The organism is Pseudomonas sp. NPDC087817 (genome assembly GCF_044742875.1).
Classification (GTDB): domain Bacteria; phylum Pseudomonadota; class Gammaproteobacteria; order Pseudomonadales; family Pseudomonadaceae; genus Aquipseudomonas.
On sequence record NZ_JBIUVJ010000001.1, the window covers coordinates 305,020 to 329,953 of the forward strand.

The following is a 24,934-nucleotide window of genomic DNA, read 5'->3' on the forward strand; positions in this document are numbered from 1 at the left end:
AACGATGGCTCTCAACTACCGAGAGGAAATGGGCCTGACGGCTGCATTTCTTGACGAGATGCGCCTGCGACTTAGTGACAAGGACGCAGATGTATTGCCAGAAGACGGCAAACTGTATGACTGTATCGAACCCAACCGCACCAGCCTGGTTGGCTGCCTGGGCGCAGCGCCCGATGCCGCCTACACAGGCCCACAACCCCCTAACTCGATCGGCATCGTGCTCTTGGTCTCTCCCGATGAGGAAGGTTGCATCAAATGTGAGCTAAGTGGTCAATTCGATGTCGTGCATCGCTACATTCCTGATTTACCCACCGTGAAAGAAAATCTGGTGCTTGATGCCGGCTCGCCGAAAAGGGGCCAAACCCTGCCCTTAGCATTCAAGCGCTACACAGTGTGTTTCTCATCAATCATGCTTGATCTTGCCCCCCATAAGCCCAACGAGTGGGTCTCAGGGAAAGCTGCGATCGAAGCTGTGCTGAAGGCAGAACAACAACGATGGATTAGCGACCCTAGGGTCATGCGGCGCTGTCACACGAATGCGAATGGCAACGCGAAATTCGGTTACAACTGGAGCGACACAGCTCTGGTCGATCAGACGAGCCTGAACCGCACCGTTCATGAGCAGATCGTCAGCGACCAAAATACGCTCCTCAACTATGCTATAAACCTGCGTGCACGCCTTCGCCCTACCCCATCAGCATTCGGTACGAGCGCCCAAGGCAGCTTCCTGCTAGAAGTATTTCTGGAAAACCAGACGACCACCGATCATGCCCGAATCTTTGGCGTCGACTCCCCATACTTGTTGGATGCCCGTCTGGTTACCAAACTTGTTGCCGGCGAGAACTATAAGGTGCCCCATCGCCTGCAGCCGGAAGAATACCGCTACCGCGACAATGACGGCCTTCCTGGCTACGGCATTAGCTGCGCGGTCGTTGAGGTAGAAAAAAAGGTGTTCATGACGGATGGGATGCCCTCCTACGCTCAGCCCCGGGTTGATGCTCCATTGCCTGCCGAAGTGGGAATGGACTCAGCTCCGAGCTATGAAATGCTCGCACGCGATCCAATCCTGATTTGCGACAGCTTCCTGAAAACACAAGAGCGCTACCTCGATGAGTGGGCAATTCGTATAAGTACATTGGAATCAGCAGGGCTGATGGCGGATAAGGATATTGCTATTGCTGACCGCAATGCCTTTCAGGAGGAAACTACCCGGATCCGCGACGGTGTAGAGCTTCTGCGCAAACATGACGACCTGCGTCAATGCTTCCAGTGGATGAACGAAGCAATGGGCGCCGCCATCAAGATTCAGGGAAAAAGTTTTACCGGATGGCACCTATTCCAGCTCGGCTTTATTCTCTCGCAGATACGATCGATCTACGAGCGGCATGCCACCTCGGCTGAACTCCGAGGCAGCATGGAAACAGCAGACGTACTCTGGTTCGCCACGGGCGGCGGTAAAACTGAGGCATACCTCGGCATTATCAGCATGGCGTTGCTTTATGGCCGGCTTAATGGACGCGATTACGGCACGACTGCCTGGCTCAGATTTCCATTGCGGATGTTGTCCGTTCAGCAATTCCAACGGCTTTCCTTCGTGCTCGCCCAGACCAACATACTGCGTCATCGTGAGCGTCTTGGCGGATGGCCATTCACAATTGGCTATTACACCGGTGAAGGTACGCCAAACCGAGTTAGCAGCACCTATGGCGAAGATTTGCAGAAAGGCTTCTTGCCATCTTTCAGCAACGAACGCCTTCAGTCCTACCAGTTCATCTCTGATTGCCCTTATTGCGGCACGGCAGGTTCCATCAGTATTGCGACCGATATGGCTCGCGCACGCATCAAGCATGTCTGTAAAAACGCTGAATGCTGGTCAAACAGCGAAGCCGATATAGGAGAGCATGGACAGGGTATTCAGGGGGAGATTGGTATCTATGTCTCGGATGAAGAATGCTACCGGTATCTGCCTTCTGTACTGGTAGGCACGGTGGACAAACTCGCCGTCATAGGCCACAACCATCGTTTTGTGAACTTCTTTGGTGGGGCGCGTTACTTCTGCCCTGAACACGGCTTCTCTCAGAGATCAAAATGCGAACATCGTCGTATTGAGCAACGAAGCGAGAAATGGGAGGCCCTCGACTGCGGCAACAATACCCGCACTAGCGTTGTCAGAGTGGTGCCCACCTCCCCCATGAAAGACCCAGGTTTCTCACTGCTGGTTCAGGATGAGCTGCACTTGCTTCGCGAGTCTCTGGGCAACTTTGATGCTCATTACGAGACATTGCTCAGCACCCTGCAGATCAGTCATGGCGGTCGGGCGCCCAAAGTGCTCTCGGCAACAGCCACCATCAAGGATTTCGAAGACCATATCCATCATCTGTACCTGCGCAACGCCGTTCGTTTCCCTGCCCCAGGCGTCAACCAGGGAGAGTCGTTCTATGCCCGTAAAGCGAAAGATGACGAGACAGGCTCACAACTGATTCGTCGCTGGTTTGCGGGAATTCTCCCTATCGGTCGTGGTCGTGTCGCCATGAAAGCGGTGGCGGAAGCCAGTTCTCGCTTCCTGGATCAGGTAGATGATTGGCGAGGCAAGCTTGCAAATGGTGACGCACAACTGCTCAAAGCTATCGGCATAACCAATGGCCAGAGTCAGGATGCTCTTCGCTACATCGAGAAGAACCTGAACACCGACCTGGTGTATGCCAACAGCAAACGCAGCATCAACGAAATCATGCGCTACATGGAAGAGGTCAATAGCAAGACCAATGTGGAGCGTAAAGCTCGGTTGCTGGATGGCGAGACACGCCTGGACATGATCCTCGACGCAATTCGCCATGTCGAAACCAAGGATGCTGATGACACCTGCCGACACATCATTGCCACCAGCGTTGTGTCCCATGGTGTCGACATCGCGGAATTAAACTTCATGATCGTTGCAGGTTGGCCGAAATCGACGGCGGAATACATCCAGGCCTCCGCTCGAAGCGGGCGCGTTCATCCGGGCATCGTGCTGTGCGTGCTCTCATCGCATCAGCTATTTGAGTCTGGTGTTTTCATGAATTTTGGAGACTACCACACGTTCCTTGATCGTCTGGTTGACTCGGTGCCGATCAACAGATTCGCTCCCAACATCATCGACCGCACGCTGCCCGGGGTCATGTCGGCAATACTGCTCAATTGGGCCCCACAGCAAAGATGGGGAGGCGACCTGAGCCACAGAGTGACCGACCTCGTCACGCTACTGCGAAGCGACATGGGAAAGGCCGCCGCAGCAGAAATCAAAACTGTCGTGATCAATGCGCTGCGCATCCCGGCAGTGCTGAGCAATAAGTTCGACTCGCGAGTGATCGCCGGCTTTGACACCGCATTGATGACCCGTGTCGACAACGCGTTTTTTGAATTAGAGCGATGGCCGGGAAGCAAGAACGAACAGACTTTGAGCGAAGCACTGGGTGACATCTTCGGGTATGCCCCATTCCGCTCGTTTCGCGACATCGAAAACCAGATTGTGATCAAGCCAGTCAACAGCGCTGCTGATCAAGTATTCATGGCAATAGCCAGGTGAGGAAGGAAAAATGGACAAGGAATATGTGAGTCGCAGCCGCCTTTTCAGAGAAGCCTTCCTCCCTGGAGCCTATATGCGCCTTCGCAACCAAGCGTACGGTCGCGTTATGGGTATTCTCAACAATAGTGGGTCAGCGCTGGAAGGGGTTGATAAGCAACAGTTGCGCGAAGCTGTCCTGACATTTGTACATGACTGGGAAAGCGCCGGTGGCGAGGTCGACCCAACCTTTTTGACCGCCGCAGAAAAGAAGCGTCTGGAAATCCAATCCCCATCTGAAATTTTTGTCTCCCCTGCACCACTGATTCTCACCTGCAGGCGTTGCAAAGTGCTTGATTTTTACGACGCCCGCGAACCAGATGACCGGACGCTTTCCAAAATGCAGTCCCGGATCAGAGAGCACAATGGCAGGAGCTTCATTCCTTGCAAGCGCAGAAGTTGCTCAGGAGAAATGATCCAGCTTCCCTACGTTTCGGTACATCGGTGCGGTTACGCAAGCCCCGTCCACATCCCGCACCCCGCTCGTCGATCCACCAGCATCGGCTACAGAGATTCCGGTTCGTTCTTCCACTCATCGTTTTTTGATGTGGAAACCGGCGATAAGCTGTCGGGTTCATATCAGGACGAGTGCCCCGCGTGCAGTGCTTTGTTTGGTGCCGAAATCCAAAAGCGTGGAACTCCACTCACTAGCGGTGAGTCATTCTACGCCCAGAGTACCCAGTACATCGCGCTGAGCGAAGACAGAGGTAAGCTCATTGCCAGCCTCTTGCAGTGCTTGCAAGGCTCAAACGAAAGCGCCGAGGGCATGGCCCAAGACGTTGCCGAAGGTGTAGCGCTCGCCTTGCTGAAAAAGATGTCTGGCCGTGAGCTGGAGCAAAAACTTTCCATGTTGCTCTCGGCAAATATTGGCGATGCAAATGAACAGGCCGCCCTGCGCATGCAGTTGGAGAGAAAAAGGCTCAGCATCTCGAAATATGAGGGATTGGCCGAGGATGACGAAGATTTGGCCCAGATGCTTGACTCCACGCGAAAAGAGGTAGCCACCATCGAGGCAAAGCTCGCGACGTCAACCGGCTGTTTTAGTGCCGTACGCGATTTGATTCCAGAACTCAGCACCCTGATCGAACTGGTCAGCAATCGGCGCACGCTCGAAGCCGTTTTCTTGCCCCACGATGTCCAAGGCAGAACGATCGAGCAGGAGATCGAAGAAACCTCAGATATCGCGCAAAAGGACGTACTTACCGGTCAGTGGAAGAGTGTGCAGGAGCGCTATGGGGTCGATTCGATCACGCACATCCCTGACCTTCGAGTTGTCTTGGCCACTTTGGGGTACACACGGGAAAGAAGCGCCCCTTCGACCAACCCTGACGCTCCGCCTGTAATGCTCAACGCCTTTGCTGATCGCGTCGACGAGGGCATGAAAGGCAAAACGTCCATCTACGCAATGTCGGCGAAAACAGAGGCTTTATGGATCCGACTGGATCCTCGCAGGGTGCTTCGATGGTGTATCGATTCGGCATATCTCGAATCGCCTAATGAAGAGGTACTCAATGACAAAGCCCGCAGTCATGCGTACCTGCTGAGCCACTACCACGTCCTGGCTATGCATCCTGGCAGAGCAGCGAGGGAAATCCCGGCGCGCAATCCCGAAGAAGGTGCCCCTTTCAACCTGCTGCATTCGATCAGCCATGCGCTCATGCTCACCGCGCGCCGCCATACGGGCTACGACTCAAAGAGCATTCAGGAGTACCTGATACCCATGGATTTGTCGGTCATCCTGTATGTATCGTCCGTTCAGAATTATACCGCCGGCGGGTTGCTGACGTTATTCCAGCACTATCTTCTGCCTTGGTTTGATGATGCCAGCATGTTCTCCTTCAACTGCGCGTTCGACCCCATATGCACGGATGTCGGCAACTCGTGCAGTGGCTGCGTGCAGATTGAGATAGGCTGTGAAACCTTCAACCAAGGATTGTCCCGAGCGTACATTCATGGCGGGCCGGCCAATCGAGAGTGCTCGTTGATTGTAAAAAAAGGCTTTTGGGATAGGTTGTAGCAGCCCCCTGAACAAGCCCAGTACATGAGAAACTGCCCCCCCCCAACTATGGCAAATACTGCAGGTCTTATAGGCATTTTGTATTCTTTTTGGGCTCGGCGATACAAGGGGCGCGTGGCATGTGGCGAGCAGGAGTACAATCTTGCCCATCATTAGCAGGTGATCATAGTTCGCTGCCGAATGCAAAAGACCAAGTGTGCCGGTGTCTGTGGCAACGGTCGAGATACGCAACGGTCATACTGCTTGAATAGTTATAAAGTTGCATTACTAGTGAAGCAATTAAGTGTCTGGCAGCGACCAAGACACCTTCACCTAAAGTTAGCAGCAAGTAAGGCTCAAGATTTGGGGCTGCGCTTGTATGCGACCAAAGCTTCAAGCGCCTGAGCGACACTCATCCCCTCTCGCTCTTTATTGATAACAAAATCCGCGTCAAACGCAGCAGGATCAGTCTCCGTAAAGTCTGGATAACCCGCTTCGGCATGCTTTCGCGCGTTATCAATCACAGATTTCAGCCCCTCACGTTCAGCCAGTGACACCGCCTTTTTTCGATTCAACGGTGTTAGTCCAGTCAAAGGATAGGCGCAGATCATAAACCAAGCCGGCGGCAGCATAAGTGCCGAAGATGGTAGACTGAAAGCAAGGCGTTCTGCTTGCTCACAGCGTCGCGCAAAGCGAAACAGAACCTCTATCCGATCCCGACATCAGTGTTTGAAAGCGAGGCTCTCAACCAGATGAACGACATCCTTGCGATCCTTTGCTTTCAACAAATGAAAGCACTGCAGCAGATGCGCCGTCTCATCGTCTTCGCAGTAGAAATACGGCACCGGCAAATTCAGGACAGCAGCAATCTGCTTCACGATGCTTTCACTTGGCTGATGAACCCCCTTCTCGTACTGATTCATCCTTGCCGACGCCGACGCTGGCTCAATCCCGGCATCTATTCCCAAGCGCTCTTGGGATATCCCTCTTACCTTGCGCGCCTCTTTCAAGCGCTTGCTGAACGTCGTCATTTCTCATCGCCGAAAGGCTAAGATATTCTTAGATTCGTGCTGATGAGATACTAAGTATTCCTTAGTATTTGGCAGAAATATCCTTTTGCCATCACTCAAATGCAAGGACAGGGATCAAAATGAAGGAAATGCAGATCGTAGATGGGCGGCTCGACGAAAAATCACGTGGCTTTGGAGACGACATGATCAGCTACCACTACTGGAAAATTGACGGCAAGAAGCTCGAAACTCTGGAAATCCCGGATGTGCTGGATGCGCATGTGAAGGCGGGTGATCGAGTTCGAGTGACAGCACAGCTGGGTAAGGACAAGGTCTACAGAATCTGGGCAATGCAAGTGGCAGGAGAGCCTGTTCGCTCGGTGGTTAATATTCCCTTCATTGGCGTCTCCCTAGGGAGGCTCGGCATCTTTCCGTTAGCGGTCGCCATCTTTACTATTTTTGTTGCCTACGGTTTCTGGACAAACAGCGCCAACCACCGAAGCTTTCACGGTTCGTCCTACCAGCTAGCCTGGATCGCGCTGAATTTGTTCGTCAGCTATCGCTACATGGTTAAGCCAATATTGATCATCACGCGCGGCATCAAGGCGTTCCGTGAATATTGCGCCAAGACCCCTGCTTCCGCCTCTACAGCCAAATGAGATGAACCAGTCGCAATAGAGTGCCAGGAGTAAAAGTGAACAACGTCGAGCAGATCCAACACCAAGCCGAGCTTGTCTTTGGCAACAAAAAGAAAGCCGATCATTGGCTGAGCCAGCCTTCAGTAGAAACCGGTGATTGCTCGCGGTTGCAACTGGCTCACAGTCAGATGGGATATGAAGTCGTGAAAGCAGAACTCGATAGGCTCAGTCATGGGTTCGCCTGTTAGTGCTCCCCTTCGTCGAGGATCGACATGATCACCTTTGATCTCAACACAAACGACGCCGAGGCTTTGCTTCGACATGCGCAAACATTCGAACCGGATTCGGGAGATGCTCGTGAGGATCGGCGACTGCGCGAGGCACTGCTCGATCTGAGCGACGCGCTTTTATCAAACCTGCAGAGGCAGGCACACGGGACAAGTTATTCCTAACTCAAACACTGCCAGTTCAGCTCCCTAGAGCAGTCGCCTTCAGGCTATTTTCTTTGGTATCCCACGCTAGGCAATGAAACATATTTTGCGGGAGTGGTGCCGAGCGCCAGCTTGAACATCCTGATGAAGCTCGTTACGGCCTCATACCCTAGGTCTCCTGCTACTTGCTGGACGCTCTTCCCCTCAGCCAACAACTTCAGCGCGACCATCAGATGAAGCTGTCGACGCCATTTACCGAACGACATCCCGGTGTCCTTGAACAGCTGTCGTGAAAATGTTCGTTCGCTCATCCCGCCAAAACTTGCCCATTGCTCTAGCGTTCTTCTGCTATCAGGAGCCTGGATTAGTGCTTCAGCTACCCGTTGTAACCTCGAATCAGCGGGTATTGGAAAATGTGTGCTCACCCTTGGCATAGCGCTCAATTCTTCAAGCAGTAAATGGGTGATGAGATCTTTACTGAGAGTCGTGCGGTCGCTGCGACCCTCGCTTAGCTCAATAATCATTTCGCGCAACATGGCATTAATACTGAACGTACAGCACTCGTCTGGAAGATTGGATGATGTGGGTGTGATGAAAAGGAAATAGCCGTGGGCATTCGAAGAGGCGCGACTCTGATGCGGGACGCCGGCGGGAATCCAGAGAGCGCAATGTGGTGGCACTATCCAATGGTTATCGGCCACATCGCACGCGACAACCCCCTGCATAGACAACACCAGTTGCCCCTGCTCATGAAGATGAGTCTTTGATCCCGAGAGTCCCTCACTTAAGGCCGTAAAGCTAATCGCAGTTACGATTTTTCCTGACGCGCCGGAGGGTGGGTGTAGATGCTTTGCCATTTTGACGTCTTTTGCAGATTAATTGACCAGATATACAAATCCTACCACGGCTTATCACAATAAAATCCTCCACAAGCGTGAGATGGCTATCCCCCCATCTGCCCGGAAATCACTGGAGGAAGTTATGAGTAGTAATTCGATTAAAGCCCGCATGATCAGCTCTGATGAGGGGCATCATGTTTTGCACCCTACAGGCGCCCGCATGAACATCAAGGTGTTTGCTACCGACACGGGAGGAGTCTATTCGCTTATGGAGACCGTACTCCCACCCGGAGGTGAAGTGCCGCGACATATACACGAGGGTGAGGATGAAAATAACTATATCCTCGAAGGACAGTTAACCATGCAGATTGGCGAGGATTTTCACTTAGCCGGGCCAGGTAGCTACGTCGTTGCTCCGCGCGGCGTACAGCAGTATTTTAAGAACGAAGGTGACAGCGACTGTCGATTTCTCACCACCTTTACCCCAGGAGGAGCAGAAGGTTTTTTCAGGGAGGCCGGTGAATTGATACGTCGGCTGGCTCCCGAAAAGCCCACTCCGGAAGAACTGCTCCACCTCCAGCAAAGATATGGTCTGAGCTATCTATAAAAGTGAAAAGAACCGACGTACCTTTGGGCTGTACCATCAGATGTTGCTCGCTCTATAGACAATGGTGAGTCATTTTGAAAAAGAGTGAGCTACCGGTAAAAACGTGCGTGACCTGCGGCCTTCCATTCACATGGAGGAAAAAGTGGGCACGCTGCTGGCTGGAAGTCCGCTACTGCTCGGAGCGTTGCCGACGCAAATCACCCCTAAAAGTCAGATCGGAAAGGTTGGTATAGACTTCCGTGAAAGAAAGGTTGGTATAGAATTCCGTGAAAGTCACAGGGACTCTGAACATGATCAATGCAGAATTGCTGAAACTGATGATCGAGACATCCAAGCATGGCATCGTTGTGGCAGAGCAGGATGGTATGAGAACGTTCTTATCTACGCCAACTAAGCCTTCCAGCGACTGACGGGCTGCAGCATTGATGTCACCCCGTATGAGGATTGTCGGTTCCTACTGGGCGATGCCCGAGACGACCCGTGCCTTGTGGCTATCCGCGAGGTAGTAAAGAATTTTCACCCTTGCGGCAAATCATTCGAAACTATCGTCAAGACGGCAGTGCTTTCTAGAATGAGTTGTCGATTAAACTTCTGTTGTCGGCCTTTTGAGCCACTGAAGTCTGTCCTACTGGGTCGACCATCTAAATCGTCGCCCTCCTCGCCTATTCATACATGCCAGCCCAACACCTATTTCAGGAAAAAATGACGCTACCTGTGGCGAAATAGCGCACGCATGAAACTTTTACATTGCTCGTTAATTCCGGCTAAATAACCGCCCCTCTACGCTGACCTTGAACATGTCCTCGTTGAAACGCATAAGCCCTTGGATCGCCTGCCTGGCCGTGTTGCTGAACATGTTTGCCATGCCGTTGAGCCGCGCGATGCAAACGCCGGATGTTCAGCTGATGCTTTGGGGTGGATTCTGCTCGGGAGGTAGTTCTCAAGCTTTACCCCCAGGGTTCAAGAAAACATTCGACACTGTCCAGCAAACGCCGTCAAAAACGGTTATGCAGCACGGTGATTGCTGCTGTGGCCATGCTGGAATGGCAGCGCTCCCCTCCAACTACTACCGACACTTTTTACCGCTATACACATCCGACACGTCCCTCGAAAATCCTGAACTGCCGAAGCTCCATCCCAGGATTCGGTGGCCAAGCCTAAGTCCACGCGCCTCTCCCTTCGCCTGATCACAACGCCGCAACATTGTCCGGTGCTATCTCTTTAAATCTTTAGCGGCCTCGATGGACGCTAAACGCCCTTGAAGTTTCTTGATCATCAGGAAGTGCGTGCTATGCCTGCTTCACTTACTTTGCGTCATGCAAAGCGTCTGTCTGTGTCCCGTTCCATATGGCCGTTGATGTCGGTTGGCCTATTCGCAATGAACCCTTCGTGCTCGGCTCTGGCCGACGTCGGTAAAGTCGAAGACTCGACCCTGACTCTGGGCACCGTGAACGTTCAGGGCACAGCCAGCGGCCCCTTGAGCACCAGCAGCGTGCTCAGCTCGGTGGACATCCTCGGGGGAGACATCTTGGAAAAGATGCCGGTCAATTACAGCTGGGAGTTGTTCAGCCGAGCTCCGGGGGTGATGCTCACGGAGTTCAACCAGGGCACGACCTCAGGGAAAATCTCCTTCCGTGGCTTTAACGGCGAGGGCGAAGTGAACGCCGTAAAACTGTTGATTGACGGGATTCCGAGCAACAGCAACGACGGCAACATGCCGTTCATGGACATGATTTTCCCCATGGAGCTGGACAGCATCGAGGTTGTCCGTGGCACCAGTGATGCGCGCTATGGTCTGAATAACATCGCCGGTAACGTCAACATGCTGACCCGCACCGGTGGGGACTACAACAAGGCGCGGATTCGTTACGGCAGCTTCAACACTCAGGAAACCCAACTTGCCAAGGGCATCGAAAGCAGCAACTGGACTCAGAACTACTTCTTTGCCTATCAAAAATCCGATGGCTACAGGGATCATTCCCAAGCAGACAGATTTTCGATTTCTGGTAAGTGGTTTTACACACCGGATGACGACAGCTACCGAATCGGCCTGATGGCCCGTCACTACGAAGCTGAGGCTCAGGAGCCAGGCTATTTGACAGAAGATGATGCCCGTCATCATACGACTATGACCAACAGTTTCAACGCCACCGACAAGGGTACTCGGCGCATGAATCAGGTCAGCCTGCATTTCGATACAGACTTGGCTGAGAACCTCGCATGGTCGGCGAAGACCTACGTCAACACCTTCGATGATCGACGCTGGACGCAATATTGGCGCACTAACTCCCAACAGGAGCGTGATGCCTATGAAACTCAATATGGCGCCCTCACATCTCTGACATGGCGACCGGAGGTCAGCTGGCTGTATGACTTCGCCTTGGAAGGTGGTGCAGACGTACAGCAGCAGCAAAACAAGAGTGAGCGCTATCGCACCAAAGACCGTGCTCGTTTGGCAACTACCCGAGATCAGCAGTTCGACTTCGACACCTACGGCGCCTACGTCCAGGCTGAGATCAAACCTTTCGAGTCGCTGAAGATCGTACCGGCGTATCGGGTCGATAAAATCCAGGGGGATTTCACCAACGAAATTACCGGCCTGGATTACGATATCAACGATTATGGTCTGATCAAACAACCTAAGCTTAGCGTGGTCTATTCGCCTTGGGACGTGGCCAGTTTGTATGCCAACTGGGGCCGTACCTTCCAAGTTGGCACCGGCGCGGCAGCCTACAAAATCCCGCCCAGAGATACCGATCTGGCACCTTCAATCAATGAAGGCTGGGAAACCGGTATCAAGTTCACCCCGGCGGACTGGATTGATGGTCGCGTTGCCTACTGGCGGCAAGAAGCCTCGGGTGAAGTCAGTCGCCGCCTCAACGACCCGAGCGGCGAGTCGGACAACGTCGGAGAAACGCGACGGTGGGGTTATGACTTGCAGATGAACCTACACCCTAACGAACGCACTGAAATATGGATGGCCTACTCTTGGCAGTATTCGAAAATACTCCAGCCAAGCGCCACTTTGCCCAACAGCAAAGGTCAGGAAATCGACCATATCCCCCATCACTTTTACAACGCTGGGATCAGCTATGAAGCGACACCTGCGTTACAGCTAACGGCCTGGATGAATGGGCAGACTAACTACTATCTGGAGCGGGAAAATACCAAAGGGACGTATGGCGGATATGTGCTGATGAACCTCGGCGCGACCTACAAAGTGACCGAGTCAGTAAGCGTCGATCTACAGTTGAAAAACCTCACCAACCGCTATTATGAATACGTTTGGTACGACGCGGATGGAGCCCAAGCATCTTTGCACTCACCAGGTGATGGGCGCGCTTTGTACGCCGGGCTTACCCTCGACTTCTGATTTGAAAACGGTTGAGGCCACAGCGCGGGTTCTGAATACGCATGATCAGCGCAAGATGAATTGATGAGGAGAAAAGTTAGCAAACGAACTGCTCATAGCCCTATTCGACACAACCAGTTGGTCATCCCTGACATACAAAAGGGCCCTCGAAGGGCCCTTTTGTTGTAATCACGAAAATCACTTGCTCAGCCAAGACTCAACAGTCGCGGCGCCGTGCTTCGATTTCCATTCCTTAAGCGTTTTGTGGTTACCACCCTTGGTTTCAACGACTTCGCCAGTGTGAGGATTTTTATAAACCTTCAGCTGGCGAGGCTTACGACTGCGGACTTTGGACTCGACGGCAGGAGCCCGACGGCCTGCTTGTGGATCGAGCAAATTGATCACGTCTTTAAGGCTGTAGCCGTATTTTGCGAGCAAATCACGCAGCTTGGTTTCGAATTCGATTTCTTTCTTCAGGCCAACATCACCTTTGAGTGCTTCTAGAGCTTCGAGCTGTTCGGCAAGGTGTTTTTCCAGCTGGCGGAATTCTGCAAGTTTCGACATAGAAAATTCTCGATGTGAGTGACATTAGAAGGTTACACCATAAACTACATCCCCAACTTGCACAAAATGGCGTTTTACTGCTAAAGCTTCTAATCAAGGCCGCAGGGCAGTTTACGAAGTGATGGCGTGCTGAATTTCTTGGAGGCTATCCAAATCACAGTAGACGCGATTGCGCTTTACATGTTGGTTGAATCGGAACGAATAGCTACCTATTAAGCCTATGCTTAGCACCTTGCTGACAAGCTGTTTCAGATACTGCAAGCCGAACAACTCAGGCGGTTCAGCACGAATGAGGCCGGTGTAAGAAGCACCTACGCCCGCCAACTCATAGCCATGCGCTTCTGAAAAGTGACGCGCAACCGCAAAGTTTTTCGCAGGATCGGGGTCGGAATTGAAAATAGCCATTTGGAAAAGCTGCGGGTGCCTGGCAAGACTGCTCAACGAGTACCAGAAGCGCGAAAGGGGCTGATCTGGAAGAGAGACAGAGTTCTCCTTATAACCGATCCACTCCTGCAGGGCTTCCTCATCTAGCGTCAAACCGTGAGCGCAAACATCTTCGAAACACGTGGCTGAAACCAAGTTCATGAAATTGCGATAGCAGATTGCGAACACCGCTTTCGTAGTCGGATAGGCTAGGTATTCACCATTCTCGAAGCACTCTGTGGATGGCACGCTATGTCCTGCTCCGATGCATAGTGCATCCCTAAATTATTGCGCACATGTCCCGAGGTGTAGCGAGCTTGGTGCAGATCATCGAGCGAGAACAGAGGCTTAAAGCCTGGGTGCGCCTCAGCAATCTTACGAAGAGCTTCGGTCAGATTGTCAAAGCTCGCAATCCCGCTCACACCGTACTCATCGCATGTACCTACAGACGGGTTCTCACGACAGCCTGCCCGCGCACAGCGGCTCGCCAACGAGGTAAGTCAATCAGATCTTGCGACCCGGCTCAGTAGCACCACCGTCGTGAACCGAACATAACGTGACAGCAACCGCGTTCCAGGCGACAACAGGTTTGGGATTGATTCCCCATGAATGGCCGATACTCCTTTTTTATTGATGAGTATCCGCCTCCTCAGCCGGATAAAACTCGCCCTCCTTCCCCATCCTTTTTAGCTGTTCGCGCACAACCAACTCAACGCTGACAACGGCGGCTTGATCGTCAGGGTCGACCAATTGCAGGCACAGGCGCCGAACATTCTGATCGTGGGTGCCCTCGCTCATCATCTCGTGGGTGAATACATGCTCACCTCGCCATAGGCAGAGTTGGGTATGAGTTTCGCCGAGCCATATTTCGTTGATTGAGCTAAGGTCGGTGGTTGCCAGTTGATCGACGGTGATTGTCTTATCCATTGCGCTGTACCTTACCGATGAGTAGACAAAGGTAGACTTATGGGCACTGGCGGTCGTTCCAAGCATCAGCAGTTCACCCGCACCAATCGTGCTGAAACACTTTCAGGATTGAGCTAAAACGATCAATGATTGAAGGCGGAAAGACCGGATAGAAGAAGGGAGTCCAATCACTAATCTGGCTGATTTTACATTCAAATTGCCGGGTATGGAAAAACTTACCCCCTCTCACCTGCTCAATATCACCAGTTCTCTGGCGTGCAGCCTTCCGAGACGCTGACTCTGACATTCCGGCTTAAAACCGAAAATACTGCCAAATTAATTTAAATTAAAACCCCGCAACTAGGACTTACAACTAAAGATCTAACCAAAGGTAATGAGCGCCATAAATAAACGAGCAAGAGGAAACATACAGACAAACCAAGAAAAAATAAATTTATTTTTAACCATTATCTGCGAAACATTTTTTTGAGTAAAAAAATCACTCACAAACCACACAATTACGCCCACTGATTTTTCCAGCATAAAGCATCTTATCAATACGATCAAACGCCTGACTAAAGGACTCATGCTCTGCTATGTAGCCTACCGCCAAGGTCGCAGTGACCTCCGGCCCCTTACGCACCGTGGTTCCTGCTTCCGCTCTAATACGGTTCAATATACGAATAGCTACCTTTTCTGCTTCGCAAACTTCAGTATCCGGCATTAAAATTAAAAACTCCTCACCTCCCCAGCGCGCAGCAATATCGGTCAATCTAACACTTTCAACCAACAACTGTGACACCTTCTTCAAAATACTGTCACCATGTTCATGCCCAAAGCCATCATTAATAGCTTTAAAGTTGTCAATATCTAGTAAGATCATAGAAGCTTTTACATGAGATGAATATCTCGAAGAACTCCCAAACCCACTCATAAGTCGACGTCTCGTGTAGAGATTGGTCAGAGGATCTCTATTAGCAAGGTTAAAGTGATTAAGCTGCATTGAAAGTACAAATCTTACGAAAAGAACGGAGCCATACAACAGCAAAGCACAGGAGACAAAAGCGTTTAACAACCCAAAGGTACGAGTGACGTCCGCACTTATAACAGGCCTTAGATCGAAGCTTTCCCTTGCAGCATAACCACCTACCGCAACTACAACTATCGCAAAACTCAACAAAAAACGACTCAAACTTGATGCTTTGAAGCAGAACGCCATTACAGGCACAATGCAAAACAAATAAAAATAAAAATTACTATCCCAGCCCAAGCTAAAAGTCGCGACAGCAGCATGAATTATAACCTCCAAATTCATTACAACCCCCGCCCACATATACCGCTTGAGCCTTACCGAAAACAAACATAAAACATATGCAATAACGCTCAACACATTTATCGCAGCCATTATCTTCACTTGAAGAAACAAAAAAACAAAAAACATAGCAAAATGAAAAAATAACGCCATCCACACTATAGGCATCAAATGCAACCAAAAGTGGGATGTAGCTTCTTCAATAACTTGAGCCCGATCACTTTCAGACAAACTATTCATATAAGCCTACCAATATTCAGCAGATGATTTTCATCTCATTAAGCATCGAGAGTATTGCACCACACATACAAACAACCCATCAACCCACCTTATTCCACACCTAGCATATCAGAACCACCACCCCCCCCCACAACACAAAACCCCAACAAACTAAAACCGAACTAAAAAACGAAGAATATTAATAAAATTGCGCCCCCATGCTCAAAGACACTAAAAATATAAGCAACCAGACAATTCAGTTATTTACACCTAACTCCCCAAACCATTTTCATGCTCCCTCTCGCATCAATCAACACATGCAAACAGAGATATGAACCTCTCAAGCACAAAAAGTTTCAGATGCACTTATTTTTTTGAGATGAATAACAAAATGAGCTTTTTCAAATTTTGAAATAACTTCCTGACCGCATTGTTTTAAACCAATGCACCAGCACTTGCTTAAGCTCGATAGCGGTATGAATTATCAGGAGAAAGACAATACCGAAGAGCGCAGACGTTTCTTTTTTTTGAATACCATTTAACTACGAAACCCCGCCCACGCACATTCAGAACGACTATCGCTACACGCCTTAAAAACAGTAGGCAAACCTCATGCGATCACTCAATAAACCGACTCGCCACAAATCATTCCAGCCATCCGTGCTGATAAGTTCAATGTTAGCACCAAGGCATTCGATGACAATTCAGTCACGAAAGAAAAATTGCAGCACTAAGTTTTGATTCAGCAACCAAAGCTCATCGTGGTATTCAGAGCCAATCAAGACATTGATGTCTATTCTAAATGGGGTCGCACTTTCTAAACACTCACTTACAGCAACAATCCCGTATATCTTATCAACGTAGCTTCTCGATACGAACCGTTGATCAACACAGACCAAAAAGCGGGTCTGAAATACCACCCAGTCACCAACACTGAGACTCGAATTACGAAATGGCAACAGGACGTGACTGATCAAGTATGGAGCATGCTAGGCACAGTCACCACAGTTTGGCTAGAAGAAGCTCGACGCAAAAGTATGAATTGCAGATCACTGCTCAGTTTTATGACCAGAGAACTGTGTGAGGGGCTCATGCAGTCCACGAGACCAAGGTACTTAAAGCTTTAGACGCCATAAACAAATTACTAACAAGTAAAGCGGCTTTCCCAACACCACATTATATCAGCAACCTAGGTCTCGGTTATCGAATGAATGATGATTGGCGCCTCGGCATGCAGCCCTGCGGACAGATTGCTTACTATATTGATACAGCCAACGAAGCCGGAAACTGATGAGCCTTGAGCTTGGTTGACGCCAATGTAAGCTACTGCTTTAGCGTTTCGAACAGCACCGACCCTCAAGGCAAAAATCTAGTCAAACGCGAGTATGAATACCTCAGGCGCGAAAATTCCTCCTATAAAAGTGAAAAGGAACCGAGATACCTTATGGCATAACTTAGTTCGGAGCAAACTACCAATACTACTTACGACTATCCTCAGATCTTGCACGCCTCGCTATCAGCCCTTACCTCCTACCGAGCATAGGATTGATATACAGCAACCTGATGCACCTATATTCCAGTAGCGAACTTGTTCGTAAATCACGCTTGCTCATCTCATTGAAACACTATTCACATGAGCTGAGCAGAGCCGTAGATGATTCATTTTGACCTCGGTTTAGAGTTGCTGCCCCCATCTCTCAATGACAGACAATTCGCTAGTAGGCTGCCCTCTAGCGGCCATCCCCCTTTGGATTCAATCCTGCGAACTATCAGAGGCTTTGTCGCGGGTTTTCCAAAGCGACAGCAGCACACCGCCCAGCAGCAGCCCCAGAGTCACGCTCAGAGAAATGACCGCCGGAATCTTGCCGATGATGCCGACCAGAAAAATCTTGCCTCCGATAAATACCAATACCAGCGCCAACGCGTACTTGAGGTAGGCAAAGCGATGAATCATTGCCGCCAGAGCGAAATACAACGCACGCAGACCGAGGATGGCGAAGATATTCGAGGTGTAGACGATGAAGGGGTCTTGGGTGATAGCAAAGATCGCCGGCACACTGTCTACGGCGAAGACCAAGTCTGCACACTCGATCAGTACCAAGGCTAGGAACAACGGCGTGGCCCAGAGCACAGACTTACCACTCGCATCGGCCTCGCGGACGAAGAAGCGCCCCTCATACAAGCGATCAGTCACTCGCATATGTTTGCGCAGGAACTTCACCAGAAGGTTATCGCTAAGATTCGGATGCGCATCTACCTTGCTAAACAACATCTTCACCCCGGTGAGAAGCAGGAAGATGCCGAACACATAGAGAATCCAGCTGAACTCGGCGATAAGCGCAGCACCTAGGCCGATCATGATCGCGCGTAGGACGATTACACCCAGAATGCCCCAGAATAGTACCTCGTGCTGATACTTTCGCGGAATTGAGAGAAAGCTGAAGATCATCGCCATCAGGAACACGTTGTCCATCGACAACGATTTCTCGATCAAAAAGCCGGTATAAAAATCCATACCAGCTTCACCGCCCTTGACCTGCCAAACCCAGAGGCCGAATAGCAGGCCAGCCGTGATATAGCCAGCAGAAAGCAGCAAACTTTCACGAACGCCGATTTCTCGCTGCTCACGATGCAGTACCCCAAGGTCAAAGACCAAGAGCCCCATCACGATGCTTATAAAAACCAGCCACAACCATGCGGCTGTGCCGAGGAATTCGGCTAAGAAGAACGGTTCTAGGGCAGTCATAAGCCCCTCCTCTAAGTGTCGAAGTTATAAAAACTGCAACTCCGACATGGCAGCGATCAGCTGTCAGAGGGGCCCGGGATTGCGGTTTAAAATCTAGAGAGGTGCGCGGAATTTCTCAATCACGCAAGGGTTGCAAGGTGTTTCAAGTACGTAGGTCATACTGGGAGTCGGAACATCGAGTCTTACTACTGTCGCTCGCTTGTAAGCCCACGAAAAATCGAGCATTGACATGAGTATAGCGGGGCTCAGGATACCGGAGTGATGTTTGCCTCAAGGCGAACAACCACTTCGCGCACCGCTATTCCTGCTCCTCTGATTTCTACGAACGGAATCGGCTCTATCCCACATAAACAAACGTTATGGCGCACAGGGCCTGGGATCGCACCTGCGAAATCCCGCCCAAGGTGTTCGTCATCAATTTGTAAGGCTTGCTGTTCCAGTTATCCAACGCGCCTGCGGGGTGTAGTCGGAAGTACGTCAGATTTGACGGAGACTTCCTACTGCCAAGAGTCGGGCACTCGCTCCGGACGTACATTCTTGAGAACGCTCATGAGTGTGCTTGAAGATTTTCAGGTCGCTGACACACACAGAATGATTTAGCTTCTGCGACGACTACCATTGCCCGGCCTGAAGCAGCTATTGGAATAGAACCAAAACCTCGTGCTACTCCGACCAGCAATTACATAACACACATCAGCATGCGTTTATTAATCCTGAGCGCGTTTAGTCAGATGTACACTCGCAACGGTTTTGTCACTTTGATCTGAGCGCCTGATATCCCGGATGCTTACAGCTGGAATGTACTTTAAGCGCAGGTCGCAAGACACAATTGCTCGGGCAACAACTCCGAAGGCCATCCGCCCGAACAACTGAAAGCTTCCAGACACATAGTCCGGTTGTCCTCGCACCAGCAGACAAAGACGCCCCGCTGACTCAGGGAGGCATGATTGAATGTCCAGCACCGTTCCTTCACTTCATTTGCCCATCGCCCCTCTAGCGAACACTCAATGATCGAGTAAAAGCCAGCGTTGGTTTTCTCTCGCGCAATCACTCGAAACATTCGGTTGTCACACCTGGCTACGGCCGAGCTTATTTCCTCACCGGCAAACAGGTTAGAGAGTGCGAAAATCTCAATCTGGTCGAGGGGCATCTGAGTCAATTCATTTAGTCAGCGCGCATGGGTTGCAAAGCCGAAGAACAGCCGACCTCAAGATTTTCCTCCAAGATCGTAAGCCCGGGCGATCAGTTCGGCCACTTCGTCACGGCGTACGGTCGAAGCCTTACTCGTGTCAGGTACAACTGTTGTGATACGACCTTGCGCAACCAAAACCTTGGCAGCTTCACTCCATTCTGCCCGGGTGACCGGTTTGCTGGCTTCGAACGCCGGCCCGCTTTTCATCCAGCCGTTGGAAACGACAATCTGGGCTTGATCAAACAATGGGGAATCCGCCGACAGGTCTGTAAAGCCTACGCGTTTGTCTACCTTCACCTCACCGGCCAACGTCATCTGCAACGTGTTAGCTAACTCGCCTCGGGTAATGGCACGGGCCGGCTCAAAGGCATTTGCCTCGTTACAGGTCATCAGCCCCCGGAAAACCACCGCACGCACAGCATCGGATGTTTGATTGGCGGGGATGTCGGCGGGTACGTTTTTTTGCGCAGGTCTCAATCTCGCATCAACTGGCGTGACATCCAGATTCACGCCCTGTGCGGTGTAGTTGGTCAATGAGTCATAAGTCTTGCTGTGTGCAACAAAACCTGCGGCCTTGGTGAAATCAAATCGGTACCCGTAATGGTATCCATTGGCAGGATTGTATCTAGTCATCAACCCCGATTGATGGGTAGCTGTGTTGTCCGCAAGACCATACAGCACAGCCCGGCGCATCGCCGCCACTGCCGATAGGTCTGTAATCAGTTGGTTACCTACCAGATACTCATCACCCGGCTTGATGACCTCCTTGCCTTCAGCCGGTAAGACTGCATTTGTCGAAAGGTTGTAATGATCGCCGTTGCCCAGCATCGCGAGCTGCACGTTATGAAGTTCAGTGCCGTAGACGCCGAACCGCTTGGTCGCATGGCTGGCATCCATCACCGTCAAATAACCTTCGCCAATGACCACGATCTGACCGTCAGGCTTCACCCACATGGCGGTGTTGGTATCCAATCCGAAACCCTTGCTACGCGGGTTGTCGACCAGATAACTGGCCATGCGCGCGGTTCGCCCGGTACTGGTCTCTTCGAGCTGATCCAGGTGTTGATCGATTATCCCGCCCTTGAACAAGCCAGAACCTTTGAGCAATGCCGCACCACGCTGCCCGGCAGACTTCGCTACACCGAAGTCCAACGTGTCCATGACAACCCCGTAAGCCGTCGGCATCTGTGCGCCGAGAATACTTGCCCCCGCGCTCGTGCCACCGATGACTCCGCCCTGCTCATACACTTTGCGCACGGCTTGCATCGCCAGCGAATCACTCCCATCAGCGTTAAACAACGCGTTGGCAATTCGCGCCTGATCGCCGCCCACAAACCACACGGCACTTGCCTCAGTGATCGGCCTGACGGCCTCGGGGTCATTCATTGTTTGTGCGTAATTTTTGCTGTCGATCGACGCAATCGTGACGTGAGAAGCCGGCACACCCAACGCCACCAGCTCGGCTTGAAAGCGCTTACTTGAACCCAGGCTGCCACTGGCTGTGGGGAAAATCACAATCTTTGCCGCATCAGACCCGCCCGCCAGATCCACGAATTTGTGATACACGGGCAAGTTGCTAGCCCTCAGCATGCCCCCCACCGCCAGTAAATGGCCATCCGCGAGCACCGACGTCGCTGAAGAAGCGATAGCCAACGCGACCAACACCCTGCCCTTTCTCACTTTGCTCATCCGCATTTGCTCTTTTTGTGGGGAGAACATAAATGGCTTCACAGCCGATCCTGACAGCGCCAATCTGAAAATTTTTCTATCAGATTGACCACAAACGAAAGCTTATACGCCGCCTTTTTTGGCTGATCAAGGTCTAGGATCTGGATTAAAAAACGACTTACAAGCAACAACAATTGTTTTAATCGTTTTATTTCAATTAGTTACAAGCCAAACAAGACCAGTTCTTCACCATGCAGCATGAGGCTACTATTTTCTTGTTTTACATTTCATGAAAATAATTGTTTCATCGCTGCGGGGGTGGCTCCCGATTCCAAGTCAAGCGCCATACCTGCTCGTCGATCCGTTCTACTTACCCTGATACCCGCTATAAGGAGTCGCACAATGAAAATAATCACACTTCTAGGCGCCGTGGCGCTGACTGCCATGAGCGCCTTCGCGATGGCAGACGAACAGACACTGCGCATCGGTATCGAAGCGGCCTATCCACCCTTCGCGTCCAAGACAGCAGACGGCGCAATCACTGGTTTCGACTACGACATTGGCAATGCGCTATGCGAGAAAATGGCGGTCAAATGTGTATGGACAGAGCAGCAGTTCGACGGCTTGATTCCATCGCTCAAGGTACGCAAGATCGACGCGATCCTCTCCTCCATGTCGATCACGCCCGATCGTCTTAAATCGGTCGATTTCAGCAAAAAGTACTACCACACCCCTGGCAAGTTGGCGATGAAGGCCGGCACTGTCGTCAACGACCCGCTGGTTGACCTCAAAGGCAAGCGGGTGGGCGTGCAGCGCGCGTCTACCTACGATCGCTATGCAAGTGACAAATTCGCCGCGGCGGGCATTGAAGTCGTGCGCTACGGCTCCCAGGGTGAAGCGTTCCTTGACCTAGCCTCCGGACGCCTGGACGCCACCCTCGCCGACATCGTCAACATCGATGAAGGCTTCATCAAAACCGACGCAGGCAAGGGTTTCGCATTGGTAGGCCCGGACTTCACCGATAACAAATACTTCGGTAACGGCGCGGGTATTGCGGTACGCAAAGGCGATTCGGCAACTGCTGAAAAACTGAACGCCGCCATCGACGCCGTTCGCGCAGACGGTACTTATCAGAAGATTCAGAACAAGTACTTCAACTACGACATTTACGGCGGCTGATCACCTGAGCAGGAGTCGTTTTTTAGCGATTCCTGCCTGCCCTCTTCAGGAAATTTGCATGGAACACATTGAGCACTTGCTACCTTGGGGCAGCCCGGGTATCGAACGACGTCTGTCGGTTTTTCGTTTTGGTAGCGGCCCTCGCAAAGCCTACATCCAGGCATCGCTGCACGCGGATGAATTGCCAGGCATGCGCGTTGCGGTCGAGCTGAAAAAGCGCTTACGCGAGCTGGAGCAAGAAGGTCGGCTGAACGCGACGATTGAACTGGTTCCGGTGGCCAATCCGATCGGGTTGTCACAGATGTTTCAAGCCACTCATCAGGGGCGATTCGACTTTGCCAGTGGAAAGAATTTCAATCGGGATTTCCCGTCACTATGGGAACCGGTGGCTGCCCGGGTTAGCGGGCGCCTGAGCGGAAAGTCCAACGATAATGTGGCGGTCATTCGAGCAGCCATGCACGAAGTACTGACCGAGCTGCCTCAAGCGAACTCCCCGCTTGAAGGGTTGCAACGCCTTTTGTTGACTCACGCCTGTGATGCAGATGTGGTGCTTGATCTGCATTGCGACTTTGAGTCAATTCTTCTGCTTTACAGCCTGCCACAGCTATGGGACTCGCTTGAGCCACTGGCAAATCGCCTCGGCGCCGGCGCGGCGTTGCTGGCAGAAGCGGCCGGCGGCGATTCCTTTGACGAAGCATGCTCCACCCCGTGGCTCCAATTGGCCAAGCAATTCCCAGAGACAGCCATTCCGATGGCTTGCATCGCGACGACCATAGAACTGGGCGGAATGGCGGACACCGGTCACGTCGCGGCCGAGGCTAACGCAGAAGCCATACTGGCGTACTTGGGTGACCTAAAAATGATCAGCGGCGACTGGCCAAAAGTGCCCCCCTCGTACTGTGAAGCCACGCCATTTGCAGGCGCGCAATATGCTTATGCACCACACGTAGGGGTTGTCTCATTCCTGAAACCATTGGGTGCACGGGTAAACAAAGGAGACGCGCTCTTTGACGTCTTCGATCCGATCACTGACAGCCATACACGAGTTTGCGCTACCACCAATGGCGTGCTCTATGCACGTGAGCGGCTGCGATTTGCTCAACCCGGTCTTTGGCTAGCCAAGGTCACGGGAAGCGAACCCATACGCCAAGGGCGCCTCTTGACCGATTGAGGCGGCACTCCCGTGATTTCGCTAGCATCAGATACACTTGGGCAACTGATCGACAGGCCGGCCCAACCTATGCTCCAACCTACTAGCAATGCCACCGTTTATACAGCGCCCATCATGCGCAACCTCGCCGAGGCTGCACCGGATTTGCAACCGTCACTGCGCAAGGTGGCTGACTTCATTTTGCGCCATCCACTTAAGGCAGCAACCCTGACCATCGAAGAGCTGGCCCAGGAGTCTATGACTTCACCGGCAGCAGTCAATCGGCTTGCTCGAGCGATAGGCCTGAAGGGCTATACACAACTAAAAGTAGAGCTGGTCGCTACGTTGCAGGACATGGTTTCCCCCGTCGACAAGTTACGCAATGAGATGGCCCACCGGCCCTTAGGGGAGTTCGGCTTGACCGAGCAACTTCAAATCGCAACCAGCAACCTGAGCACGACGAACACCAGCAACTCCTCGGAAGTGTTCGAAGCCTTTGTGAGTGCACTCATTCAGGCGCGTAAAATCTACATCCTTGGTTTTGGAAACAGCGCCTACATGGCAGGACTTGCCGCCTCCAACCTGATTCCCTTCATTGCCGATGCGCAGGCAATCAGTATGGAAGGTGGCAACGAGAACGCAGCCTATCGATTGGCATCCATCACGCCCGCCGACGTCCTTCTGGCGATCTCGCTGCCTCGTTACTCCCAAGACACACTGCAATTAGCGAGATTTGCCAAAGAACGCGGAGCTTCGGTGCTAGCAATCACCGACTCGCCAGCATCGCCTTTGGCCAACATTGCGCATCATGCACTGTTTGCTGCGGCGAACCACCCAGTACTCATCAGCTCAAACTCGGCTGTTTTAGCGTTGATCGAGGGCTTGGTTGCCGCCGTCATGACGCGAAATAAGGAAGCAGTCAGGCTCTCTGCCGAGCTAACTGAAAGCGTGCTGTCCTACCTGCATGTTTCTGCGAATAGCAAGCCAAGCTCGAAGAGAAAGCCGCTTAGCCGTTAACACCTGTGAGAAATGGCCGTCGCGGCGCAGTTTACGCTCAGCAAGGTAACTTCAGTGGAGAAAGCTCGGTGAGTGAATTGGTCG

Annotated in this window: 21 protein-coding genes and 1 pseudogene; 13 read left to right on the forward strand and 9 right to left on the reverse strand. The window is 51.7% G+C overall.

Annotated elements, in window-relative coordinates; genetic code table 11:
- The first annotated feature begins 4 nt into the window (after positions 1-4).
- Together ACIONG_RS01330 and ACIONG_RS01335 are read left to right on the forward strand one after the other, a co-directional pair.
- The gene (locus ACIONG_RS01330; RefSeq protein WP_401296176.1) at positions 5-3,565 is read left to right on the forward strand and encodes a helicase-related protein; all 3,561 of its coding nucleotides are present in this window, start codon (positions 5-7) and stop codon (positions 3,563-3,565) included.
- 10 nt (positions 3,566-3,575) lie between these two features.
- Positions 3,576-5,618, forward strand: coding sequence for a hypothetical protein (locus tag ACIONG_RS01335; protein ID WP_401296178.1), 2,043 nt, complete (start codon positions 3,576-3,578; stop codon positions 5,616-5,618).
- A 335-nt stretch (positions 5,619-5,953) separates the two neighbouring features.
- Here ACIONG_RS01335 and ACIONG_RS01340 read toward each other — a convergent pair whose 3' ends face one another.
- Both ACIONG_RS01340 and ACIONG_RS01345 read right to left on the reverse strand, forming a co-directional pair.
- On the reverse strand, positions 5,954-6,208 hold the full coding sequence (locus ACIONG_RS01340) for a hypothetical protein (RefSeq protein WP_401296180.1): 255 nt from the start codon (positions 6,206-6,208) through the stop codon (positions 5,954-5,956).
- 111 nt (positions 6,209-6,319) lie between these two features.
- Positions 6,320-6,628 (reverse strand): helix-turn-helix domain-containing protein, encoded by a 309-nt coding sequence (locus ACIONG_RS01345; RefSeq protein WP_401264194.1) that lies wholly within the window; start codon positions 6,626-6,628, stop codon positions 6,320-6,322.
- Positions 6,629-6,747: 119 nt separating this feature from the next.
- Between ACIONG_RS01345 and ACIONG_RS01350 the strand changes: the two genes are divergently transcribed.
- The 3 genes from ACIONG_RS01350 to ACIONG_RS01360 are packed head-to-tail and all read left to right on the forward strand — an operon-like array spanning position 6,748 to position 7,697.
- Entirely contained in the window at positions 6,748-7,266 is a 519-nt protein-coding gene (locus ACIONG_RS01350; RefSeq protein WP_401296182.1) for a hypothetical protein, read from the forward strand.
- 35 nt (positions 7,267-7,301) lie between these two features.
- On the forward strand, positions 7,302-7,493 hold the full coding sequence (locus tag ACIONG_RS01355) for an antitoxin Xre/MbcA/ParS toxin-binding domain-containing protein (RefSeq protein WP_401296184.1): 192 nt from the start codon (positions 7,302-7,304) through the stop codon (positions 7,491-7,493).
- A gap of 24 nt (positions 7,494-7,517) precedes the next feature.
- Positions 7,518-7,697, forward strand: coding sequence for a hypothetical protein (locus ACIONG_RS01360; RefSeq protein WP_401296186.1), 180 nt, complete (start codon positions 7,518-7,520; stop codon positions 7,695-7,697).
- Between the two features lie 44 nt (positions 7,698-7,741).
- Here ACIONG_RS01360 and ACIONG_RS01365 read toward each other — a convergent pair whose 3' ends face one another.
- A complete protein-coding gene (locus ACIONG_RS01365; protein ID WP_401296188.1) occupies positions 7,742-8,533 on the reverse strand; it encodes an AraC family transcriptional regulator in 792 nt (263 codons plus the stop codon).
- Between the two features lie 124 nt (positions 8,534-8,657).
- On the opposite strand from ACIONG_RS01365, the gene ACIONG_RS01370 reads away from it, so the two are divergent.
- From ACIONG_RS01370 to ACIONG_RS01390, 5 genes and pseudogenes are all read left to right on the forward strand, one after another.
- Positions 8,658-9,122 carry a cupin domain-containing protein gene (locus ACIONG_RS01370; protein ID WP_401230950.1) on the forward strand — a complete coding sequence of 155 codons (465 nt, stop codon included), beginning with the start codon at positions 8,658-8,660 and terminating at the stop codon, positions 9,120-9,122.
- A 74-nt stretch (positions 9,123-9,196) separates the two neighbouring features.
- The gene (locus ACIONG_RS01375) at positions 9,197-9,355 is read left to right on the forward strand and encodes a DUF2256 domain-containing protein (RefSeq protein ID WP_401230947.1); all 159 of its coding nucleotides are present in this window, start codon (positions 9,197-9,199) and stop codon (positions 9,353-9,355) included.
- Between the two features lie 57 nt (positions 9,356-9,412).
- Positions 9,413-9,689 (forward strand): annotated as a pseudogene (locus tag ACIONG_RS01380) (PAS domain-containing protein); the annotation flags it as partial.
- A 230-nt stretch (positions 9,690-9,919) separates the two neighbouring features.
- Positions 9,920-10,309 (forward strand): DUF2946 domain-containing protein, encoded by a 390-nt coding sequence (locus tag ACIONG_RS01385; protein WP_401230944.1) that lies wholly within the window; start codon positions 9,920-9,922, stop codon positions 10,307-10,309.
- Positions 10,310-10,500: 191 nt separating this feature from the next.
- A complete protein-coding gene (locus tag ACIONG_RS01390; protein ID WP_401296361.1) occupies positions 10,501-12,495 on the forward strand; it encodes a TonB-dependent receptor in 1,995 nt (664 codons plus the stop codon).
- A 177-nt stretch (positions 12,496-12,672) separates the two neighbouring features.
- Here ACIONG_RS01390 and ACIONG_RS01395 read toward each other — a convergent pair whose 3' ends face one another.
- The 6 genes from ACIONG_RS01395 to ACIONG_RS01420 form a co-directional block, all read right to left on the reverse strand.
- Entirely contained in the window at positions 12,673-13,038 is a 366-nt protein-coding gene (locus ACIONG_RS01395) for a histone-like nucleoid-structuring protein, MvaT/MvaU family (RefSeq protein WP_401230942.1), read from the reverse strand.
- Positions 13,039-13,149: 111 nt separating this feature from the next.
- Positions 13,150-13,710 carry a hypothetical protein gene (locus ACIONG_RS01400; RefSeq protein ID WP_401296190.1) on the reverse strand — a complete coding sequence of 187 codons (561 nt, stop codon included), beginning with the start codon at positions 13,708-13,710 and terminating at the stop codon, positions 13,150-13,152.
- A gap of 378 nt (positions 13,711-14,088) precedes the next feature.
- On the reverse strand, positions 14,089-14,388 hold the full coding sequence (locus ACIONG_RS01405; protein ID WP_401296192.1) for a hypothetical protein: 300 nt from the start codon (positions 14,386-14,388) through the stop codon (positions 14,089-14,091).
- A 478-nt stretch (positions 14,389-14,866) separates the two neighbouring features.
- Positions 14,867-15,919, reverse strand: a complete 1,053-nt coding sequence (locus ACIONG_RS01410) for a GGDEF domain-containing protein (protein ID WP_401296193.1) — start codon at positions 15,917-15,919, stop codon at positions 14,867-14,869.
- Between the two features lie 1,732 nt (positions 15,920-17,651).
- Positions 17,652-18,644, reverse strand: a complete 993-nt coding sequence (locus ACIONG_RS01415; RefSeq protein WP_401230933.1) for a TerC family protein — start codon at positions 18,642-18,644, stop codon at positions 17,652-17,654.
- A 1,207-nt stretch (positions 18,645-19,851) separates the two neighbouring features.
- Positions 19,852-21,567: a cyanophycinase gene (locus tag ACIONG_RS01420; RefSeq protein WP_401230930.1), complete on the reverse strand. Its 1,716-nt coding sequence runs from the start codon at positions 21,565-21,567 to the stop codon at positions 19,852-19,854.
- A gap of 339 nt (positions 21,568-21,906) precedes the next feature.
- Between ACIONG_RS01420 and ACIONG_RS01425 the strand changes: the two genes are divergently transcribed.
- From ACIONG_RS01425 to ACIONG_RS01435, 3 genes are all read left to right on the forward strand, one after another.
- Positions 21,907-22,683 (forward strand): ABC transporter substrate-binding protein, encoded by a 777-nt coding sequence (locus ACIONG_RS01425; RefSeq protein ID WP_401230927.1) that lies wholly within the window; start codon positions 21,907-21,909, stop codon positions 22,681-22,683.
- A 58-nt stretch (positions 22,684-22,741) separates the two neighbouring features.
- Positions 22,742-23,854: a succinylglutamate desuccinylase/aspartoacylase family protein gene (locus tag ACIONG_RS01430; protein ID WP_401296195.1), complete on the forward strand. Its 1,113-nt coding sequence runs from the start codon at positions 22,742-22,744 to the stop codon at positions 23,852-23,854.
- Positions 23,855-23,923: 69 nt separating this feature from the next.
- Entirely contained in the window at positions 23,924-24,850 is a 927-nt protein-coding gene (locus ACIONG_RS01435) for a MurR/RpiR family transcriptional regulator (protein ID WP_401230923.1), read from the forward strand.
- Positions 24,851-24,934 lie beyond the last annotated feature (84 nt).

Excerpts from the sequence above, each read along its gene's own strand:
- ACIONG_RS01390 (WP_401296361.1), top strand. The coding sequence starts at position 10,501 with ATGAACCCTTCGTGCTCGGCTCTGGCCGACGTCGGTAAAGTCGAAGAC.
- ACIONG_RS01350 (WP_401296182.1), top strand. The coding sequence starts at position 6,748 with ATGAAGGAAATGCAGATCGTAGATGGGCGGCTCGACGAAAAATCACGT.
- ACIONG_RS01365 (WP_401296188.1), bottom strand. The coding sequence starts at position 8,533 with ATGGCAAAGCATCTACACCCACCCTCCGGCGCGTCAGGAAAAATCGTA.
- ACIONG_RS01410 (WP_401296193.1), bottom strand. The coding sequence starts at position 15,919 with ATGAATAGTTTGTCTGAAAGTGATCGGGCTCAAGTTATTGAAGAAGCT.
- ACIONG_RS01335 (WP_401296178.1), top strand. The coding sequence starts at position 3,576 with ATGGACAAGGAATATGTGAGTCGCAGCCGCCTTTTCAGAGAAGCCTTC.
- ACIONG_RS01405 (WP_401296192.1), bottom strand. The coding sequence starts at position 14,388 with ATGGATAAGACAATCACCGTCGATCAACTGGCAACCACCGACCTTAGC.
- ACIONG_RS01395 (WP_401230942.1), bottom strand. The coding sequence starts at position 13,038 with ATGTCGAAACTTGCAGAATTCCGCCAGCTGGAAAAACACCTTGCCGAA.
- ACIONG_RS01330 (WP_401296176.1), top strand. The coding sequence starts at position 5 with ATGGCTCTCAACTACCGAGAGGAAATGGGCCTGACGGCTGCATTTCTT.
- ACIONG_RS01435 (WP_401230923.1), top strand. The coding sequence starts at position 23,924 with ATGCTCCAACCTACTAGCAATGCCACCGTTTATACAGCGCCCATCATG.
- ACIONG_RS01425 (WP_401230927.1), top strand. The coding sequence starts at position 21,907 with ATGAAAATAATCACACTTCTAGGCGCCGTGGCGCTGACTGCCATGAGC.
- ACIONG_RS01370 (WP_401230950.1), top strand. The coding sequence starts at position 8,658 with ATGAGTAGTAATTCGATTAAAGCCCGCATGATCAGCTCTGATGAGGGG.
- ACIONG_RS01360 (WP_401296186.1), top strand. The coding sequence starts at position 7,518 with ATGATCACCTTTGATCTCAACACAAACGACGCCGAGGCTTTGCTTCGA.
- ACIONG_RS01385 (WP_401230944.1), top strand. The coding sequence starts at position 9,920 with ATGTCCTCGTTGAAACGCATAAGCCCTTGGATCGCCTGCCTGGCCGTG.
- ACIONG_RS01345 (WP_401264194.1), bottom strand. The coding sequence starts at position 6,628 with ATGACGACGTTCAGCAAGCGCTTGAAAGAGGCGCGCAAGGTAAGAGGG.
- ACIONG_RS01415 (WP_401230933.1), bottom strand. The coding sequence starts at position 18,644 with ATGACTGCCCTAGAACCGTTCTTCTTAGCCGAATTCCTCGGCACAGCC.
- ACIONG_RS01340 (WP_401296180.1), bottom strand. The coding sequence starts at position 6,208 with ATGATCTGCGCCTATCCTTTGACTGGACTAACACCGTTGAATCGAAAA.
- ACIONG_RS01430 (WP_401296195.1), top strand. The coding sequence starts at position 22,742 with ATGGAACACATTGAGCACTTGCTACCTTGGGGCAGCCCGGGTATCGAA.